This is a genomic window from Streptomyces roseolilacinus (genome assembly GCF_014649335.1).
Lineage (GTDB): Bacteria > Actinomycetota > Actinomycetes > Streptomycetales > Streptomycetaceae > Streptomyces > Streptomyces roseolilacinus.
On record NZ_BMSV01000007.1, the window covers coordinates 272,940 to 289,375 of the forward strand.

At 76.1% G+C, this 16,436-nt stretch carries 17 protein-coding genes; 8 read left to right on the forward strand and 9 right to left on the reverse strand.

All coding sequences use genetic code 11. The annotated features are described in order from the left end of the window. Positions 1-17: 17 nt before the first annotated feature. Together IE106_RS18995 and IE106_RS19000 are read right to left on the reverse strand one after the other, a co-directional pair. A complete protein-coding gene (locus IE106_RS18995) occupies positions 18-935 on the reverse strand; it encodes an SCO2278 family lipoprotein (protein WP_229840587.1) in 918 nt (305 codons plus the stop codon). Next, positions 886-1,866 (reverse strand): FTR1 family protein, encoded by a 981-nt coding sequence (locus IE106_RS19000; protein WP_189535583.1) that lies wholly within the window; start codon positions 1,864-1,866, stop codon positions 886-888. Before IE106_RS19000 ends, IE106_RS18995 begins: the two co-directional genes overlap by 50 nt. Before the next feature lie 132 nt (positions 1,867-1,998). Between IE106_RS19000 and IE106_RS19005 the strand changes: the two genes are divergently transcribed. After that, entirely contained in the window at positions 1,999-2,664 is a 666-nt protein-coding gene (locus IE106_RS19005) for a PhzF family phenazine biosynthesis protein (RefSeq protein WP_229840588.1), read from the forward strand. Here the strand turns inward: IE106_RS19005 and IE106_RS19010 are convergent. Both IE106_RS19010 and map read right to left on the reverse strand, forming a co-directional pair. Beyond that, the gene (locus IE106_RS19010; RefSeq protein WP_189535587.1) at positions 2,654-3,325 is read right to left on the reverse strand and encodes a biliverdin-producing heme oxygenase; all 672 of its coding nucleotides are present in this window, start codon (positions 3,323-3,325) and stop codon (positions 2,654-2,656) included. The genes IE106_RS19005 and IE106_RS19010 overlap by 11 nt on opposite strands. Positions 3,326-3,476: 151 nt before the next feature. Next, on the reverse strand, positions 3,477-4,334 hold the full coding sequence (gene map / locus IE106_RS19015; protein WP_189535590.1) for a type I methionyl aminopeptidase: 858 nt from the start codon (positions 4,332-4,334) through the stop codon (positions 3,477-3,479). 58 nt (positions 4,335-4,392) lie between these two features. Between map and IE106_RS19020 the strand changes: the two genes are divergently transcribed. Further along, positions 4,393-4,629, forward strand: a complete 237-nt coding sequence (locus tag IE106_RS19020; RefSeq protein ID WP_189535592.1) for a hypothetical protein — start codon at positions 4,393-4,395, stop codon at positions 4,627-4,629. 76 nt (positions 4,630-4,705) lie between these two features. On the opposite strand, the gene IE106_RS19025 is transcribed toward IE106_RS19020, so the two are convergent. Together IE106_RS19025 and IE106_RS19030 are read right to left on the reverse strand one after the other, a co-directional pair. Then, entirely contained in the window at positions 4,706-5,974 is a 1,269-nt protein-coding gene (locus IE106_RS19025) for an MFS transporter (protein WP_189535594.1), read from the reverse strand. Positions 5,975-6,018: 44 nt separating this feature from the next. Then, positions 6,019-6,627: a hypothetical protein gene (locus IE106_RS19030; protein WP_189535596.1), complete on the reverse strand. Its 609-nt coding sequence runs from the start codon at positions 6,625-6,627 to the stop codon at positions 6,019-6,021. A gap of 91 nt (positions 6,628-6,718) precedes the next feature. On the opposite strand from IE106_RS19030, the gene npdG reads away from it, so the two are divergent. Both npdG and IE106_RS19040 read left to right on the forward strand, forming a co-directional pair. Continuing rightward, positions 6,719-7,435: an NADPH-dependent F420 reductase gene (gene npdG / locus IE106_RS19035; RefSeq protein WP_189535598.1), complete on the forward strand. Its 717-nt coding sequence runs from the start codon at positions 6,719-6,721 to the stop codon at positions 7,433-7,435. 69 nt (positions 7,436-7,504) lie between these two features. After that, on the forward strand, positions 7,505-7,675 hold the full coding sequence (locus tag IE106_RS19040; RefSeq protein ID WP_189535599.1) for a hypothetical protein: 171 nt from the start codon (positions 7,505-7,507) through the stop codon (positions 7,673-7,675). On the opposite strand, the gene IE106_RS19045 is transcribed toward IE106_RS19040, so the two are convergent. Beyond that, entirely contained in the window at positions 7,665-8,471 is an 807-nt protein-coding gene (locus tag IE106_RS19045; RefSeq protein ID WP_189535600.1) for a site-2 protease family protein, read from the reverse strand. The two genes, IE106_RS19040 and IE106_RS19045, sit on opposite strands and share 11 nt — an antisense overlap. Positions 8,472-8,719: 248 nt before the next feature. Further along, positions 8,720-9,607, reverse strand: coding sequence for a 3-methyl-2-oxobutanoate hydroxymethyltransferase (panB, locus tag IE106_RS19050; RefSeq protein ID WP_189535601.1), 888 nt, complete (start codon positions 9,605-9,607; stop codon positions 8,720-8,722). A 142-nt stretch (positions 9,608-9,749) separates the two neighbouring features. Here panB and IE106_RS19055 point away from each other — a divergent pair, with 142 nt between their 5' ends. From IE106_RS19055 to IE106_RS19065, 3 genes are all read left to right on the forward strand, one after another. Beyond that, entirely contained in the window at positions 9,750-11,390 is a 1,641-nt protein-coding gene (locus IE106_RS19055; protein WP_373295961.1) for an MFS transporter, read from the forward strand. An 80-nt stretch (positions 11,391-11,470) separates the two neighbouring features. Beyond that, positions 11,471-12,181, forward strand: a complete 711-nt coding sequence (locus IE106_RS19060) for a TetR/AcrR family transcriptional regulator (protein WP_189535602.1) — start codon at positions 11,471-11,473, stop codon at positions 12,179-12,181. Positions 12,182-12,456: 275 nt separating this feature from the next. Continuing rightward, complete coding sequence (locus tag IE106_RS19065; RefSeq protein WP_373295965.1) at positions 12,457-13,404, forward strand: endonuclease/exonuclease/phosphatase family protein; 948 nt, start codon at positions 12,457-12,459, stop codon at positions 13,402-13,404. A gap of 80 nt (positions 13,405-13,484) precedes the next feature. Here IE106_RS19065 and IE106_RS19070 read toward each other — a convergent pair whose 3' ends face one another. Then, the gene (locus IE106_RS19070; RefSeq protein WP_189535604.1) at positions 13,485-15,251 is read right to left on the reverse strand and encodes an NAD+ synthase; all 1,767 of its coding nucleotides are present in this window, start codon (positions 15,249-15,251) and stop codon (positions 13,485-13,487) included. 540 nt (positions 15,252-15,791) lie between these two features. On the opposite strand from IE106_RS19070, the gene IE106_RS19075 reads away from it, so the two are divergent. After that, positions 15,792-16,427, forward strand: coding sequence for a DUF998 domain-containing protein (locus IE106_RS19075; protein ID WP_189535920.1), 636 nt, complete (start codon positions 15,792-15,794; stop codon positions 16,425-16,427). The last annotated feature ends 9 nt before the right edge of the window (positions 16,428-16,436 follow it).

Sequence of the window (16,436 nt, forward strand, 5' to 3'; positions counted from 1 at the left end):
CCGCCGGCGTGCCGGGGTCAGGAGCCCTTGAGGCTCGTCACGCCCTGGACGCGGTTCACGATCGTCACCTGACCGGTGTCGGCCGGGCCCGGCTTCACCAGGGCGGTCAGACTGGTCACCCACTCCTTGGTGAGCGTGTTGCGCACCTCGCCGGTGAGCAGCGGCTTCTCCTCGGCCGTCACCCGGGGCCGGTAGCCGTGGGCGGTGGTGGCCCGCTCGTAGATGCGGTTCGAGAAGAACACCATCGCCCCGCCGTCCTCGGTGACCAGGCCCACCGGCGCGAACGCCCCCGTGTCCAGCTCCTGGTCGGCGAACTGGAGCGAGAGGCCCGGGCGGTTGGAGATCTTCGCGCGCTGCTCCCGCAGCTGCGAGGTGTGCGGGCCGTCCGCGAACACCTTCGGCTCGCCCGACTTGAGGTACGCGGCGTAGTCCCGGCTCAGGTCGCGGGGCGCCGCCGCCAGCGTCGCGCCGTCCGCCGGGGCGGGCTCGGCCCAGCCGTCCGCGTCGGTCCGGAAGGCGGGCACCCGGTCGGGGGCGAGGACCGTGAGGTGCGCCGCCTCCCACATCCGGTCGGCCCCCTCGCGGACGAACAGCAGCAGCCAGCGGTTGTCGCCCTGACCCCCGTCGGTGTCCGTGTTCGAGTCGACGTCGGCGACGAACCAGCGCGGCCAGCCGGCCTTCCGGGGGATGACGAGCCTGGCGTCGTCCAGCTCCAGCGGACGGTGCCGGGGGTTGCCGTCCGGATCCGTCACCGACCGCGCCTTCAGCCCGGCCTGGTTGATGGCGCCGAGCGAACCGGTCACCCGGTGCGCGTCGAGGGTCGGGTCGTACGCCTTGTCGGCGGCGTTGTACGCCTCGGTGAAGTCCTTCAGCGCCTGCCGGGCCTCATCGCGGGTCGCCGTCGGTACGACCGCCAGCTCCCCGTGGACCGTCATGCAGCCGCTCGCCGCCAGCGTCAGCGCCGTCACCACCGCGACCGCCGCCAGCGGACGCCGCCCCCCGCGGACCCGCGCCCGACCCCGCTCCCTCACCAGTCCTCGCATCGGTTTTCTTCTGCTCCTCGACCCCGACCGGCACTGACCGACCGAACCCTACCGGGGCCAGGAGGAGCGTGAGCGCCGGGACCAGGTACAGGGCCCACGCCGCGACCTGGAGGACCGACGGGTCGGGCCGTACGTTGAGGACGCCCTCCAGCAGCGCCCCCGGCCAGCGGTCCGGCGACACCGCCCCGCCCAGGTCGGCCGCCCGCCCCGCGAGCACCCCGCCCAGCGGGCCCGCGTCCTGCAGGTCGCGCACGCCCTGCGCCAGCACCCCCGCCGCGACGACGAGCAGCGCACCGCCCGCCCAGGCGCGGAACCGGGCCGGAGGCAGCCGCCGCACGCCGAGGTGGGCGGCCCAGCCGAGGAGCGCGGCGACGGCGAGCCCCAGCAGCACCATCCCCAGCGGGCCCGCCGACCCGGCCTCGTCGCGCGCCGCCGACACGGCCGCCCACACGAACAGCGCCGTCGCCAGGCCCTCCCGCGCCACCACCAGGAACCCCGCCGCGCCCACGAGCCCGCCGCGCCTGCCGTGCGGCCCGAGCACCGTCAGGGCGACGCACCCGGCCGCCGCCACCGACAGGACGCCCCCGGCCGCCCTGCCCGCCTCCGGCGTCAACTCCCGCGCCCCGTACGTGAACGACCACCCGAGGAGCAGGGCCAGGGCCGCCGCCGCGGCCGCCCCGCCCCACAACGCCCGCCCGCCGCCCGCCCGGACGGGCGCCGCGCCGGCGGCGGCCCGGGCGCGACCGAGCCACGCGGCGAGCAGTCCGAGGAGCAGGGCGGCCTCCAAGCCGCCGCGCAGCCCTGCCAGATGGGAGCCGAGCACGGGGGAGCCTTTCGATCGGTCCGGCGGGCCGCCCGCCGGCTGCGTGCCTCGCGGCGGGCCCGCCCACCGTACCGACCGGTCCCCGCCCGCGGTCGGCCGCCCCGCGGCCCGGCGCCGTGCTTGAATGCCCCGGTGAACACTGCATACGACGTCCTGGCGGTCTTCTGCGGCCCCGACGGGCGGCACGGCAACCGGCTCGGCGTCGTACGCGAGGGGCGCGCCTGCCCCGACGAGGCGTCCCGGCAGGCACTCGCGAAGGAACTCGGCTACAGCGAGACGGTGTTCGTCGACGACCCCGAACGCGGCGCCCTCGACATCTACACGCCCGGCGTCCGCCTGCCCTTCGCCGGCCACCCCGTCGTCGGCGCCGCCTGGCTGCTCGACCTGGAGGTGCTCGACCTCTCGGTCGGCGAGGTGTGGGTGCGCCACGACGGGGAGTTCACCTGGATCGAGGCGCGCCCCGAGTGGGCGCCGCCGCGCACCCTGCGCCAGTACGGCTCCGCCGCGGAGGTGGAGGCGCTCGACGTGCCGCCGCCGGGGGAGTGGCTGTACGCCTGGGCGTGGGAGGAGGAGGCCGCGGGCAGGGTCCGCGCCCGCGCGTTCCCCGGACGCGGCGACGGCGTGGACGAGGACGAGGCGACGGGCGCGGCGGCGCTGCTGCTGACGGCGCTGCTGGGCCGGGCGCTGAACATCACGCAGGGCCGGGGCTCGCAGATCATGACGGCCCCGGGCCCCGACGGCGTGATCGAACTGGGCGGACGGGTCCGCGCCCTCGGCGCCGGACCGCTCACGCGCTGAGCGGGTACTCCTCGCCCAGCTCGCGGAAGACGGCCGTGTTGAACGCGAAGGCGCGCCGGCACTCGTCGACGATCCGCTGCCGCTCCAGGTCGTCGGCGTTCACCGAGTCCAGCAGCTCGCGGTAGGCGCGCTTGAACGCCGCCGGGTTGGTGATGGTGTCGAAGACGTAGAAGCGGACGCCGTCGCCCTTGCGCGCGAAGCCCCACTGGCGCTCCGCCCGGTCGCGGATGACCTGGCCGCCGGAGAGGTCGCCGAGGTAGCGCGTGTAGTGGTGGGCGACGTACCCCGCCGGCCAGGTGCGGGCGCACTCCTCGACGCGGGCGGCGTACGCGGCGGTCGACGGCAGCGGCGAGACGCCCGCCCGCCAGCCGGGGCCCAGCAGGTGGGCGAGGTCGCGCTCCAGCTCCCGGGTGCGGAACAGCTCGGGCCGTATGAAGGGGCCGGCGACCGGGTCGTCGGCCAGCCCGCCCGCGGTCTCCTCCAGCGCCCGGTACACGAACCACAGCTGCTCGGTGTAGCGGGTGAAGGCGTCCACCCCGAGGCGTCCGCCGAGCAGGTCGCTCATGAAGGTCGAGGTCTCGGCCTCCGTGTGCGCCTCGTGGGAGGCGGTGCGGATGAGCGTCGAGAAGGGGGTGGCGCTGGTGGTGGCGCTGACGTCCAAGGCGGGCCTCCGGGGACCGATGGGGCGGAAAGGCGCGTGGCGGACGGGCGGGCGGCGCCGGGGCGCCACCGCACCCGATCCCCCTGCTCGGGCTTGCCTGAGCCACTCGCTTTCCGACGGCCTGTCGGTAAAACGGTACCCCGCGGTGGCGTCAGGGCAACGTGAGGATCTCGGCCCCGGTGTCCGTCACCACGAGCGTGTGCTCGAACTGAGCGGTCCGCTTGCGGTCCTTCGTCACGACGGTCCAGCCGTCCTCCCACATGTCGTACTCGTGGGTGCCGAGCGTCAGCATCGGCTCGATCGTGAAGGTCATGCCGGGCTGCATCACGGTCGTGGCGTGCGGCGAGTCGTAGTGCGGGATGACCAGGCCGGAGTGGAACGACGAGTTGATCCCGTGCCCGGTGAAGTCCCGCACGACGCCGTAGCCGAAGCGCTTGGCGTACGACTCGATGACGCGCCCGATCACGTTGACCTGCCGGCCCGGCCTGACGGCCTTGACGGCCCGGTTGAGCGCCTCGCGGGTCCGCTCGACGAGCAGCCGCGACTCCTCGTCGACGTCGCCGCACAGGTAGGTGGCGTTGTTGTCGCCGTGGACGCCGTGGATGTACGCCGTGACGTCCAGGTTGACGATGTCGCCGTCCCGCAGGACGGTCGAGTCCGGGATGCCGTGGCAGATGACCTCGTTGACCGACGCGCACAGCGACTTGGGGAAGCCCCGGTAGCCCAGCGTCGAGGGGTAGGCCCCGTGGTCGCACATGTACTCGTGGGCGACGCGGTCCAGCTCGTCGGTGGTGACGCCGGGCGCGATGTGCCGGGCGGCCTCCTCCATCGCCCGCGCGGCGATGCGGCCCGCGACGCGCATCCGCTCGATCGTGTCGGAGTCCTGGACCTCGGGGCCGTCGTACGGCTTCGGCGCCGGCTTCCCCACGTACTCGGGACGCCGGATGGATCCGGGGACGGAACGGAGGGGGGACAGCTCCCCCGGGACGAGCAGCGACTGGCCAGACATGCAGCGAGTCTAACCAGGGCGGGCGGGGGCACCATGGCGGCAGAGGAAGGAGCGGGACATGGCCCTGTTCAAGAGGCGCACAGCGGGCAAACCGGGCGAATGGTACTACTGCCTGGAGCACCGGAAGGTGGAGGAGGGGCCGGAGTGCCCCGCGAAGGACCGGTTCGGCCCCTATCCGTCGCCGGAGGCGGCGGGGCACGCGATGGAGACCGCGCACGAGCGGAACGCCCGCTGGGAGAACGACCCCCGCTGGCACGACGCCCCCGGGGCGGGGCCGCGGTCCCCGGAGGACTAGCCCCCGCCCGCCTCCCCGCCCCCCGTCCGGCCGGGGCGGGGAGGCGGGCCGGTCCCGGGGCCGCGCGGGCGGCGGCCTACGGGGCCCCGGCCGCCCGCCGGCGCCGGGCGTCGGGGTCGGTCGTCGCGTCGTACGCCACGAGCCGCGGCAGCGCGGCGGCCAGCAGCCCCACCGCCGCGACGCACGCCAGCCCGCCGCCCCACACGGCCCCGCGGGTGCCGGTCCACCCGGCCATGGCCCCCGAGCGCACCTGCCCCAGTTGCGGGCCCACGCTGTACGACAGCACCTCGATCCCGGCCAGCCGCCCCCGCAGCCCGTCGGGGATCGTCTGGTTCCAGATCGTCGACCGGCCGAGGCCGCTGAGCATGTCGCCCGCGCCCGCGACCGCCAGGCACAGCAGCACCGCCCACACGTCGTCGAACCAGCCCGCCCCCGCGACGGCCAGCCCCCACCCGGCGGCGCCGAACACCACCATCAGCCCGTGCCGCCGCACCCGCGACGTCCACCCGCTCGTCAACGTGAGCACCACCGACCCCACGGACCCCGCCGCGTACATCAGCCCCAGCGACCACTTCGCGTCCAGCTCGTCCGCCAGGAACGGGAACAGCGTCGGCGGGTACGCCAGCAGCATCGCGGCGAGGTCGATCGCGTACGTGCCGAGCAGGACGGGCCGCGACCAGGCGTACCGCGCGCCCTCCGCGATGCCCCGCAGCGACGGCCGGCCCGCCCCGCCCGCGGGCGGGGCGGGGGAGAGGCGCAGGCACAGCGCCACGGACACGGCGAAGCAGCACACGGTCGTGGCGTACGCCGGGCCGTGGCCCGCGTACGCCACGACGAGCCCCGCCAGCGCGGGCCCGGCGACGGCCCCCAGCTGCCAGCGCAGCGCGTTGAGCGCGGCCGCCGCCAGGAGCTGGTCGTGCGGCACGATCCGGGCGATCAGCGCGTCCAGCGCGGGCCGCTGGAGCCCGGCCATCGCGGAGACGCCGGCCGCGACGACGTACAGCGGCCACAGCATCGGCCGCGGCAGCAGCGCGTTCAGCAGCAGGACGGCGGCGAGCAGCGCGAGCCCGGCCTCCGTGGCGAGGATCATCCGGCGCCGGTCGACCGCGTCGGCGAGCGCGCCCCCGTACAGGCCGAACACGACCAGCGGGACCAGCTCGACCGCGCCCATGGCGCCCACCGCGAACGGCGAGCCGGTGAGCTCCTTGATCTGCAGCGGCAGCGCGACCATCGCCGTGAAGCTGCCGAAGTAGGCGATGAGCCCCTGGACCCACAGCAGGCGGAAGTCGCGCGAGGACCGCCAGGGGGAGAGGTCGGGCAGCAGCGCGGACGGCTTCCATGTCACGAGGCGCCATGCTGCGCGCGGACCGGTGGCCCGGGCAACCGGTTTTACCAGCGCGCGGGCGGCGGCGACGTCAGGTGGTCGGCGAGCCGGGACAACCGGTCGCGCAGCCGGCCGCGGCCGCGCGGCGCGGGCAGGCTGTTCTCACCGGCCGCCGCGCTCACCAGGTGCTGCACCGTGTCCAGGTCGACGCCCTCGTCGCGCGCCGGGTCGACCGTGAGCGACTCGTGCGCCAGGCCGTGGACCTCCCGGTCGCCGCCGTCCAGCGACAGCACCGTCGCCCCGGCCCGCCGCGCCCCGTGCACCCGCTCCAGCAGGCCGCCGTCCGGCCGCCGGGGCGCCACGACCAGCAGCGTCGCGCCCCGCCCGGCCGCCTCCAGCCGGCCCAGCCCCACCGCCAGGTGCGCCGGGTCGGAGGGCTCCACCCGGTGCCGCACGAGGGTGGGCGACAGCTCCGGGAGGCCCGCCCACATCGCCTCGTCCACCAGGTGCGCGGCCAGGTGCCACGGCTCGTACTCCGCGGTGCCCACCAGCAGCAGCCCGCCGCCGTGCCGCACGACGGAGGACCGCAGCGCCCCGGCGAAGCCGCGTGCCGCCGCCGGCCACGCGGTCCCGGCGAGCACGTCACGGAGCAGGGCGACCCGTACCGCATCCATGACGCCGCATCCTGCCCGCCCCGGCCCGCCCGGCGCGGCGCTTCGCGGTCCCGTCACCCGTACGGGGGCGGTGGCACGTAGTGTCGGCACCATGAGTGAGACGGAGACCAAGAAGGCCGCCCGGGACCCCTGGGACCTGCCCGACGTGTCGGGCCTCGTCGTCGGCGTCCTCGGCGGCACCGGCGACCAGGGGCGCGGCCTCGCCTACCGGCTGGCCCGCGCCGGCCAGAAGGTGATCATCGGGTCGCGCGCCGCCGAGCGGGCCCGCGCGGCCGCCGCCGAGCTGGGCCTCGGCGTGGAGGGCGCCGACAACGCCGAGTGCGCCCGCCGCAGCGACGTCGTGATCGTCGCCGTGCCGTGGGAGGGCCACGCCGCGACGCTGCGGGCGCTGCGCGAGGACCTGCGCGGCAAGCTCGTCGTCGACTGCGTGAACCCGCTCGGCTTCGACAAGCAGGGCGCGTACGCGCTCAGGCCGGAGGAGGGCAGCGCCGCCCAGCAGGCCGCCGCGCTGCTCCCCGAGTCGCGGGTGACGGCGGCGTTCCACCACCTGTCGGCCGTGCTGCTCCAGGACGAGACGATCGACGAGATCGACACGGACGTGATGGTCCTCGGCGAGAAGCGCGCCGACACCGACCTCGTGCAGGCCCTCGCCGCCCGCATCCCCGGCATGCGGGGCGTCTTCGCCGGGCGGCTGCGGGGCGCCCACCAGGTCGAGTCGCTCGTCGCGAACCTGATCTCCGTCAACCGCCGCTACCGGGCCCACGCCGGCCTGCGCCTCACCGACGTCGAGGAGTCACCGGGCCGCTGAGCGGGCCACCGGGGCGCATGGGGGACACTGGACGGGCACCGCCCCCGCACCGGACAGGAGCCGACCCCCATGCCCCGCCTCGCCCTCTACACGCTCGCCGTGTGCGTCCTGGCCACCGTCGCGGCCGTGGTCTCGTTCGTCCAGGGCAGCCGGCTCGGCATCGTGTGGGTGCTGCTCGCCGGCGTCTCCTCCAACATGACCTGGTACTACTGGCGGCGCTCCCGCCAGGTCACCCCGTGACACCCGACAGGAACGCGCAGGCCGGATCGGTCTCCCGCCAGAAGCGGTAGAGGTCCCGCCCGCAGGACGACTCCGCCCCGGTGACGCCCAGCGCGCCGAGCACCCCGTCGACCAGGCCGAAGAACACCCCGTTGACCTCCGGGGCGAGCAGCAGCACGAACACGGCGAGCAGCCCGTACGGCGCGAACGGCTCGACCCGCCGCCGGGCCCGCTCCGACAGCCACGGCTCCACCACCCCGTACCCGTCGAGCCCCGGCACCGGCAGGGCGTTCAAGGCCGCCGCCGTCACCTGGAGCAGCGCCGTGAACGCCAGCGCGAACCGGAAGCCCGGCGGCACGCCGTCGAGGGCGCCCAGCCAGAACGGCGCCGTGCACACGAGCGCGAACAGCGCGTTGGTCAGCGGACCCGCCGCCGAGACCAGGCTGTGCCGCCACCGGCCCCGGATGCGGTGCCGCTCGACGAACACGGCCCCGCCCGGCAGCCCGATCCCGCCCGTCACCAGGAACAGCACCGGCAGCAGCACGCTCAGCACGGCGTGGGTGTACCTCAGCGGGTTCAGCGTCAGGTAGCCCTTCGCCGCCACGGACCGGTCGCCGCAGTGCAGCGCGGTCCGGGCGTGCGCGTACTCGTGCAGGCACAGCGACACGACCCACGCCCCGGTGACGAACAGGAACACCGCGACGGCGAGCCCGATCCCGCCGCCGGCGCGGCTCCACACCGCCCACCCGGCGGCCGCGGTGGCGGCGGCGATCCCGAGGAACACGGGGCTGATCCGGCGGGAGACGGCGACGGCCACGGGCGGACCCTCCTCGGTCGGGGACCACGACCGTACCGCCGTACGCCGCCGGGCGGACGGGGCCGGGGGCGCGGCGAGGGCGCGTGGACGGGGCCGAACGTGGGGCCGGGGCCGGACGCGGGGCCGGGGGCGCGGCGACGGTCCGTGGACGGGGCCGGGGGCGCCGTGACGGTCCGCCGGGGGGCCGGGGCGCGGCGGCGGCCCGCCGATGGGGGAAGTCGGCGGGCCGCCGTTCGTGCCGCGGTGGCTCAGTGGAAGGTGTGCTCCTCGGCGGGGAACGCCCCGCCGGCGACGTCCTCGGCGAACGCCTGCGCCGCGTCGCCCAGGGTGCGGCGCAGGTCGGCGTACTGCCGGGTGAAGCGCGGCACCCGGCCGCCGGTCATCCCGGTCATGTCCGTCCACACCAGGACCTGCGCGTCCGTGTCCGGCCCCGCGCCGATGCCGACCGTCGGGATGTGCAGGGAGCGGGTGACCTCGGCGGCCAGCTCGGCCGGCACGAGCTCCAGGACCACCGCGAACGCGCCCGCGTCCTGCGCCGCCTTGGCGTCCCGCAGCAGCCGGTGCGCGTCCTCGTCGGCGCGGCCCTGCACCCGGTAGCCCATGGTGTTCACGGACTGGGGGGTCAGGCCGAGGTGGGACATCACCGGGATGCCGGACTGCACCAGCGCCCGCGTCTGGGGCAGCGAGCGCTCGCCGCCCTCCAGCTTGACCGCGCCGACCCCGGACTCCTTCACCAGCCGCGTCGCCGACCGCAGGGCCTGTACGGGGCCCTCCTGGTACGAGCCGAACGGCAGGTCGCCGACGACGAGGGCGCGCTTGGTGCCCCGGACGACGGCGGCGGACAGGAGGGCCATCTCGTCCATCGTGACGGGCACGGTGGTCTCGTAGCCGAGGTGGCAGTTGCCCATGGAGTCGCCGACGAGGAGGACCGGGATGCCGGCCTCGTCGAAGACCGACGCCGTCATCGCGTCGTACGCGGTCAGCATGGGCCACTTCTCGCCGCGCTCCTTGGCGGCGGCGATGTCGTGGACGGTGATGCGGCGCGCGCCCTTCCCGCCGTACAGCGCCCTGGGGTGCTTGGCGCCCTGCTCCCCGCCGCTGTCGCCGGGCTGTTTCGGGGCAGGCTGAAGCGTCATGTGAAACGGCTCCTTCGTCATCTCGAGGCGCCCTGACGGCGTCCCCGGACCACGACCATGGTGGCACTTCGTGCCGGACGGGGGGAAGTGGGGGGAGCAATACGAGACGGCGCCGTATCGGAATCCGTCCTACGGTGGGTGCATGGACCGGTCCCCGCCCCCGCCGCACCCCCCGCGCCCCGCCCGCGACGGCGTACCGGGGCGGGCGCCGGAGGTGCCGCCGGACGTGCACCGGCGGCGCTGGGTGATCCTCGCGGTGATGATGCTGAGCCTGCTGTTCGTGGTGCTGGACAACTCGATCCTCAACGTGGCGGTGAAGACCGTCGCGAGCCCGCCGCCCGTCGGGATCGGCGCCACCCAGGGCCAGCTGGAGTGGGCCGTCAACGCGTACGCCCTGGTCTTCGCGGGACTGCTGTTCACGGCGGGGCTCCTCGGCGACCGGCTGGGCCGCCGCAGGACGCTGCTGTTCGGCACGGTGGTCTTCGGGATCGCCTCGGCGCTGGCCGCCTTCGCGGACTCGCCGGTGGAGCTGGTCGCGTACCGGGCCGTGATGGGGTTCGGGGCGGCGTTCGTGATGCCGGCGACGCTCGCCATCCTGATGAACGTCTTCGAGCGCGACGAGCAGCCGCGGGCCATCGGCGTGTGGGTCGGCGCGGTGGGCGTGGCGATCGCGGTCGGCCCGGTCCTGGGAGGGCTGCTGCTGGAGCACTTCTGGTGGGGGTCGATCTTCCTGGTGAACGTGCCGGTCGTGGCGGTCTCGCTGGCCGCCGTGGGGCTGCTGGTGCCGGAGTCCCGCGACCCCGCGCCCGGGCGGATCGACCCGGTCGGGGTGGGGCTGTCGATCGTCGGCCTGGTGCTGCTGGTGTTCGGCATCATCCGGGGCGGCGAGCTGGCCGACCTGACCGACCCGACCGTGCTGCTGCCCGTCGTGGGCGGGGTGCTGGTCCTGGCCGGGTTCGTCGTCCACGAACGGCGCAGCCCGCACCCGGCGCTCGACATGGCCTACTTCCGCAAGCCCGTCTTCTCGGCGGCCGTGGGCGGGATCGCGCTGGTCTTCTTCGCCCTGATGGGCGTGACCTTCGTCTCGGTGTTCTACCTGCAGAGCGTGCGCGGCTTCAGCCCGCTCCAGGCCGGGCTGATGCTCCTGCCGCTGGCGGTGACGCAGCTGCTGTTCGCCCCGCGTTCCCGGTTGGTGGTACGGCGGTTCGGGGCGCGCGCGGTGTGCGCGGCGGGGTTGCTGGTGGTGGCCGCGTGCCTGGCCGCGTTCGCCGGTTTCGACACGGGCACGCCGGTGTGGGCGGTGGAGCTGGTGCTGTTCGCCCAGGGCGCGGGCATGGCCCACGTCATGCCGCCCGTGACGGTCGCCGTGATGCAGGCCCTGCCGCGCGAGAAGGCCGGCTCGGGGTCGGCCGTCAACAACACGTTCCGGCAGATCGGCGGGGCGCTCGGGGTGGCCGTGCTCGGCTCGCTGCTGTCGGCCGTCTACCGGAGCCGCATCGAGGGGCACCTCGACGCGGTGCCGCCGGGCGCGCGGGCCGCGGCGGGCGAGTCCGTCGAGGCCACCCTCGCCGCCGCGAGCCGGCTCGGCCCGGCGGGGGAGGCGCTCGTCGCCCCGGCGCACGCGGCGTTCCTGGCGGCGATGCACGTGACGGCCCTGTGCGCGGCCGGTGTCGCCGCGCTGGGGGCGGCGGTGGTCGCCGCGTTCCTGCCGGGCCGCCCCCCGGCGGCGGGGGACCGGGAGCGGACGGCGGAGGGCGGCGCGCGAGAATCGGTCCCCCGATAGCCGTACGCACGCGGCAGCCGTACGCACGCGGCAGCCGTATGACGCGGCAGCCGTACGACCCGGCGAGAGGCGGCGCCACCATGCCCCCGCAGACCCCCGACCGACCCGCCCCGGACGTCGCCCCGGGCACCGCCCCGGGCACCGCCCCGGACGCTGCCCACGGCGACGGCAGCGGCGGCCCTGGCGGCGGCACGGGAGGGCGCGCGGCCGCCCGGCGGGGGCGGCCGCGCAGCGAGGCGGCCGAGCGGGCCGTCCTCGACGCGGTCGTACGCCTGCTGGAGGAGGGCGTCCCGCCGGCCGCGCTGTCCGTCGAGCGGATCGCCCGGACCGCCGGCGTCGGCAAGGCGACCGTCTACCGGCGCTGGTCCGGCAAGGAGGAGCTGCTCGTCGACCTGCTGCGGTCCGCCGGCCCGGCGCGGCCCGAACCGCCCGGCACCTCCGTGCGGGACGACCTGATCGCCCTCCTGGAGGCCGTCCGCCTGCGCGGCACCGCCCGGCGCTCGTCCGCCGCCCTCCACGCCCTCTTCGCCCAGCTCCACGGCTACCCGAAGCTCCGGGAGGCGTACCGCCGCACCGTGGTCGAGCCGCACCGCCGCGCCACCCTGGACGTGCTGCGGCGCGGCGTCGCCACCGGGGAGATCCGCCCGGACGCCGACGTGGAGCTGCTCGTCGACCTGCTCGTCGGGCCCCTCGTCCTGCGCGCCGCCATGGCCCCCGGCGCCGACCTCGACGAGGACCTCCCGGCCCTGGTCGTGGACACCGTCCTGGCCGGCGCCGCCGTCCGCCCCTGACCACCCGTCCGGCCCCCGGCGCCCATCCACGAGTGTGCGCGTTTCGTCACAACCCGCCCGGCGGCCGCGACCCCAGGAACCCGCCCGGGGAGCGCCGTCGTCCCTCAGGCAGTACGGCCGTGCGGTGACCAGCGGACGATCCCCTAGGGTCGGGGTCCGGCACGGGAAGCAACCGACAGGTACGTGAGGACGACGGAATGGTGCGGGTGGACGGCATGACGGAGACGGGGAACGGCGCCGCGGAGGAACGGCGCGCGGGGTCCCGGGTCCGCTCGGTGGTCGCCCGCTGGCGGCGCGACCCCGGCGTCTGGCGGCGCGGCGCCGTGCTGTCCGCGTGCGCGGTCCTCCTCGCGCTGCTGATGGTCCTGCACCGCCACATCCCCAACGACATCGGCAACCTCGGCAGCCTCATCGAGACGTTCCTGCCCTGGTTCGGCCTGCTCGTCCCGCTGCTGGCCGGCCTCGCGCTGCTGCGCCGCTCGGCCACCGCGCTGATCGCCGCCCTCCTCCCGGCCGTCGTGTGGCTGGACCTCTTCGGCGGGCTCGTCACGGACAAGAACGGCTCCGGCGGCGACCTCATGGTCGTCTCGCACAACGTGAACGCCGACAACCCGGACCCCGCGGGCACCGCCCGCGCCGTCGCCGCGTCGGGGGCGGACGTGCTGGCGCTGGTGGAGCTGAAGCCCGCGGTGGTGCCCCTCTACGAGGAGGCGCTGGCCGACGCGTACCCGTACCACTCGGTGCGCGGCACGGTCGGCCTGTGGAGCCGCCACCCGCTCGACGACAGCCGCCCCGTCGACATCCGGCTCGGCTGGACCCGCGCCATGCGCGCCACGGTGGCCGCGCCCGAGGGGCCCGTCGCGGTGTACGTCGCCCACCTGCCGTCCGTGCGGGTCAAGCTGCACGCCGGGTTCACCGCCAACCAGCGCGACCGCAGCGCCGACCGGCTCGGCGAGACCATCGCCGCCGAGCCCAACCGGCGGGTGGTCCTCCTCGGCGACCTCAACGGAACCATGAACGACCGGTCCCTGAACGCCGTCACGTCCCAGCTGCGCTCCACCCAGGGCGCCGCCGGCGACGGCATGGGCTTCAGCTGGCCGGCCGGCTTCCCGATGGCCCGCATCGACCAGATCCTGGTCCGGGGCGTCGAACCGGTCGCCTCCTGGTCCCTGCCGCGCACCGACAGCGACCACCTGCCGATCGCGGCCCGCGTCACGTTCTGACCGGCCGCGGCGCCCGGACGTGCGGAGGGGCCCCACCCGCGGGTGGGGCCCCTCCGCACGTCCGGGCGCCGGCGGCGCCGTCAGCCCCGGGTCGCCGTCGTCTCGTGCCACCGGTTGGTGAGGGGCAGCCGCCGATCCTTGCCGAAGCCCTTCGCGGAGATCTTCGTACCCGGCGGGTACTGGCGCCGCTTGTACTCGGCGGTGTCCACCATCCGCAGCGTCCGCGCCACCAGCTCCTCGTCGAAGCCCGCCGCGACGATCGCGTCCTTGCCCTGGTCCCGGTCCACGTACAGCTCCAGGATCCGGTCGAGCACGTCGTAGTCCGGCAGCGAGTCCGTGTCGACCTGGCCCGGGCGCAGTTCGGCGCTCGGCGGCTTGGAGAGGGAGGACTCCGGGATCGGCGGGGTCCGGCCGCGCTCCTCGGCGGCCCGGTTGCGCCACCTCGCCAGCCGGAACACCGCCGTCTTGTACACGTCCTTGATCGGCCCGTACGCGCCGACCGAGTCGCCGTACAGCGTCGAGTAGCCCACCGCCAGCTCGGACTTGTTGCCCGGCGCGAGGACGATGTGGCCCTCCTGGTTGGACAGGGCCATCAGCAGGGTGCCGCGCAGCCGGGACTGGAGGTTCTCCTCGGCGAGCCCGGTCAGCCCCAGCGATCCCATGTACGCGGCGAACATCGGCTCGATCGGCACGGTGCGGAAGTTCAGCCCGGTGCGGCGCGCCAGGTCGGCCGCGTCGCTCCTGGAGTGCTCCGACGAGTACCGCGACGGCATCGACACGCCGTACACGTTCCGCGCGCCCAGCGCGTCGCAGGCGATCGCGGCGACCAGCGCCGAGTCGATGCCGCCGGACAGCCCGACCAGCGCGGACCGGAAGCCGTTCTTCGCGGCGTACGCGCGCAGGCCCACGACGAGCGCCGTGTAGACCTCCTCGTCGTCGTCGAGGCGGTCCGCGTAACCGCCGGTCAGCTCCGGCTCGTACGCGGGCAGCGGCTCCCCGGACAGCACGACGCGTTCGACGCGCAGGCCGTCGTCGACGACGCCGGTGACCGGTTCGGCGGCCGCGGCCGGCAGGTCGAGGTCGAGGACGACGCTGCCCTCGGCGAACTGCGGGGCGCGGGCGACGACCTCGCCGGCCGCGTCGACGACGATCGAGTCGCCGTCGAAGACCAGCTCGTCCTGGCCGCCGATCATCGCCAGGTACGCGGTGGTGCAGCCGGCCTCCTGGGCGCGCTTGCGCACCAGCTCCAGCCGGGTGTCGTCCTTGTTCCGCTCGTACGGCGAGGCGTTGATCGACACCAGCAGCCCGGCGCCCGCGCTGCGGGCGGCCGGGACGCGGCCGCCGTCCTGCCACAGGTCCTCGCAGATCGCCAGCGCCACGTCCACCCCGCGGACCCGGACGACCGGCAGCGTGTCGCCCGGCACGAAGTAGCGGAACTCGTCGAAGACGCCGTAGTTCGGCAGGTGGTGCTTGGCGAAGGTCAGCGCCACCCCGCCGCCGTGCAGCACGGCGGCGGCGTTCTGCGGCGCGCCGGCGGGCTGCCCGTACCTCGGCTGGGCCCGCTCGCAGCGGTCCAGGTAGCCGACGACCACCGGCAGGTCCCCGAAGCCCTCGGCGGCGAGCCGGGCGGCGAGCGCGCGCAGCCGGGCGCGCGACGCCTCCACGAACGACGACCGCAGGGCGAGGTCCTCGACGGGGTACCCGGTCAGCGCCATCTCGGGGAACACGACGAGGTGCGCCCCCTGCTCGGCGGCGTGCCGGGTCCAGTGCACGATCGTCTCGGCGTTGCCGGCGAGGTCGCCGACGGTCGAGTCGACCTGGTTCAGGGCGAGGCGTAGTTGAGGCACGCCGCCCAGTCTAATCGTCAATTCGACGCGATGTCCTGGCGGGCGCCGCGGGGAGGTCCGCGCCGGAGCGGAGGCGGGCGCTCCGACCCGCCGTGGAAGCGGACGTTCCGCCCGGGCCGCGCCGCCCCGGCCGGGCCGGCCGGCACGAGACGCGCCGCGACCGCATCCAAACCGCCCCGCGGCGCGTCTTCACCGGTGTCAGGCGCCGGGGCACCGTGCGCGAGCCGGACGCCCGCAGGACCGGGGCGCCGGACCGCGGGCGGGCGCCGCCACCGAGCGCGCACCCGCACGCCCCGAAGGATGGCCCACGTGCGCATCGTCACGAGGCCGGGCGGCAGGGCGGCGGGCGGCGGGGACCTCCCGTGCCGCGCCGCCCCGTCCGCCCGCCGCCCGCACCCCCCGGCGGCCGCGTACCGGAGCCCGCCCCCCGGGGGCGCCCGGGCCGCGGGGCCCCGCCGCGGCGACGAGGCCCCGCCGCCCGCCCCCGGCGCGCGGGAGAGGCGCGGCGCGCCCGGGTGGCCGGTCGCCGTCCTCCTCGTCCTGGGCGCCCTCTCCTACAGCGCCTGGGTCGTCGAACTGCCGCTCGCCACCGGCCTGGACCCCACCCGGTCGTACGTCAGCGAACTGGCCGCCACCGACCAGCCGCTGGGCGCCCTGTTCCGCGCCACCGACCTGCTCGCGGGCGTCCTGCTGCTGGCCGCCGCGCTGCCCCCGCTGCTCGCGGCCGGGCGCCGGTTCTGGGCGGTCACCGGATGGGCGGCCCTGGCCGTGTTCGGCGCGGCCACCGCCGCCGACTCCCGGCTGCCGCTCAGCTGCGCGCCCACCGCCGACGCGGTGTGCCGGGCCCGCGAGGACGCCGGCCTGGTGCCGGCCACGCACGCCGCGCACGCCGTGAGCTCCGGCCTCGCGATGGCGGGCGCCGTCACGGCGGTCGTCGCGCTGACCGTCGCCGCCCGCCGCTACGGCTGGTGGCCGCCCCTCGCCCGTACCGGGCCGGTCCTCGTCGCGCTGGAGCTGGCCGCCACGGCCTGGACGCTCGCCGCGGTCGCCGCGTTCGAGGCGGGGCGCGGCCACGGGGCGCTGGGCGCCGGCCAGCGCGTGCAGCTGCTGCTGGTGGCGGTCTGGCTGCTCCTGCTGGCCCGGTCGCTGCCGCGCCGCGCGGGACGGCGCCGGTGAACCGCTTCG

Bases quoted from the DNA above. Each gene is read 5' to 3' on its own strand.
- IE106_RS19055 (WP_373295961.1), top strand. From the start codon at position 9,750: ATGGACCGGTCCCCGCCCCCGCCGCACCCCCCGCGCCCCGCCCGCGAC.
- IE106_RS19020 (WP_189535592.1), top strand. From the start codon at position 4,393: ATGGCCCTGTTCAAGAGGCGCACAGCGGGCAAACCGGGCGAATGGTAC.
- IE106_RS19060 (WP_189535602.1), top strand. From the start codon at position 11,471: ATGCCCCCGCAGACCCCCGACCGACCCGCCCCGGACGTCGCCCCGGGC.
- IE106_RS18995 (WP_229840587.1), bottom strand. From the start codon at position 935: ATGACGGTCCACGGGGAGCTGGCGGTCGTACCGACGGCGACCCGCGAT.
- map (WP_189535590.1), bottom strand. From the start codon at position 4,334: ATGTCTGGCCAGTCGCTGCTCGTCCCGGGGGAGCTGTCCCCCCTCCGT.
- panB (WP_189535601.1), bottom strand. From the start codon at position 9,607: ATGACGCTTCAGCCTGCCCCGAAACAGCCCGGCGACAGCGGCGGGGAG.
- npdG (WP_189535598.1), top strand. From the start codon at position 6,719: ATGAGTGAGACGGAGACCAAGAAGGCCGCCCGGGACCCCTGGGACCTG.
- IE106_RS19040 (WP_189535599.1), top strand. From the start codon at position 7,505: ATGCCCCGCCTCGCCCTCTACACGCTCGCCGTGTGCGTCCTGGCCACC.
- IE106_RS19030 (WP_189535596.1), bottom strand. From the start codon at position 6,627: ATGGATGCGGTACGGGTCGCCCTGCTCCGTGACGTGCTCGCCGGGACC.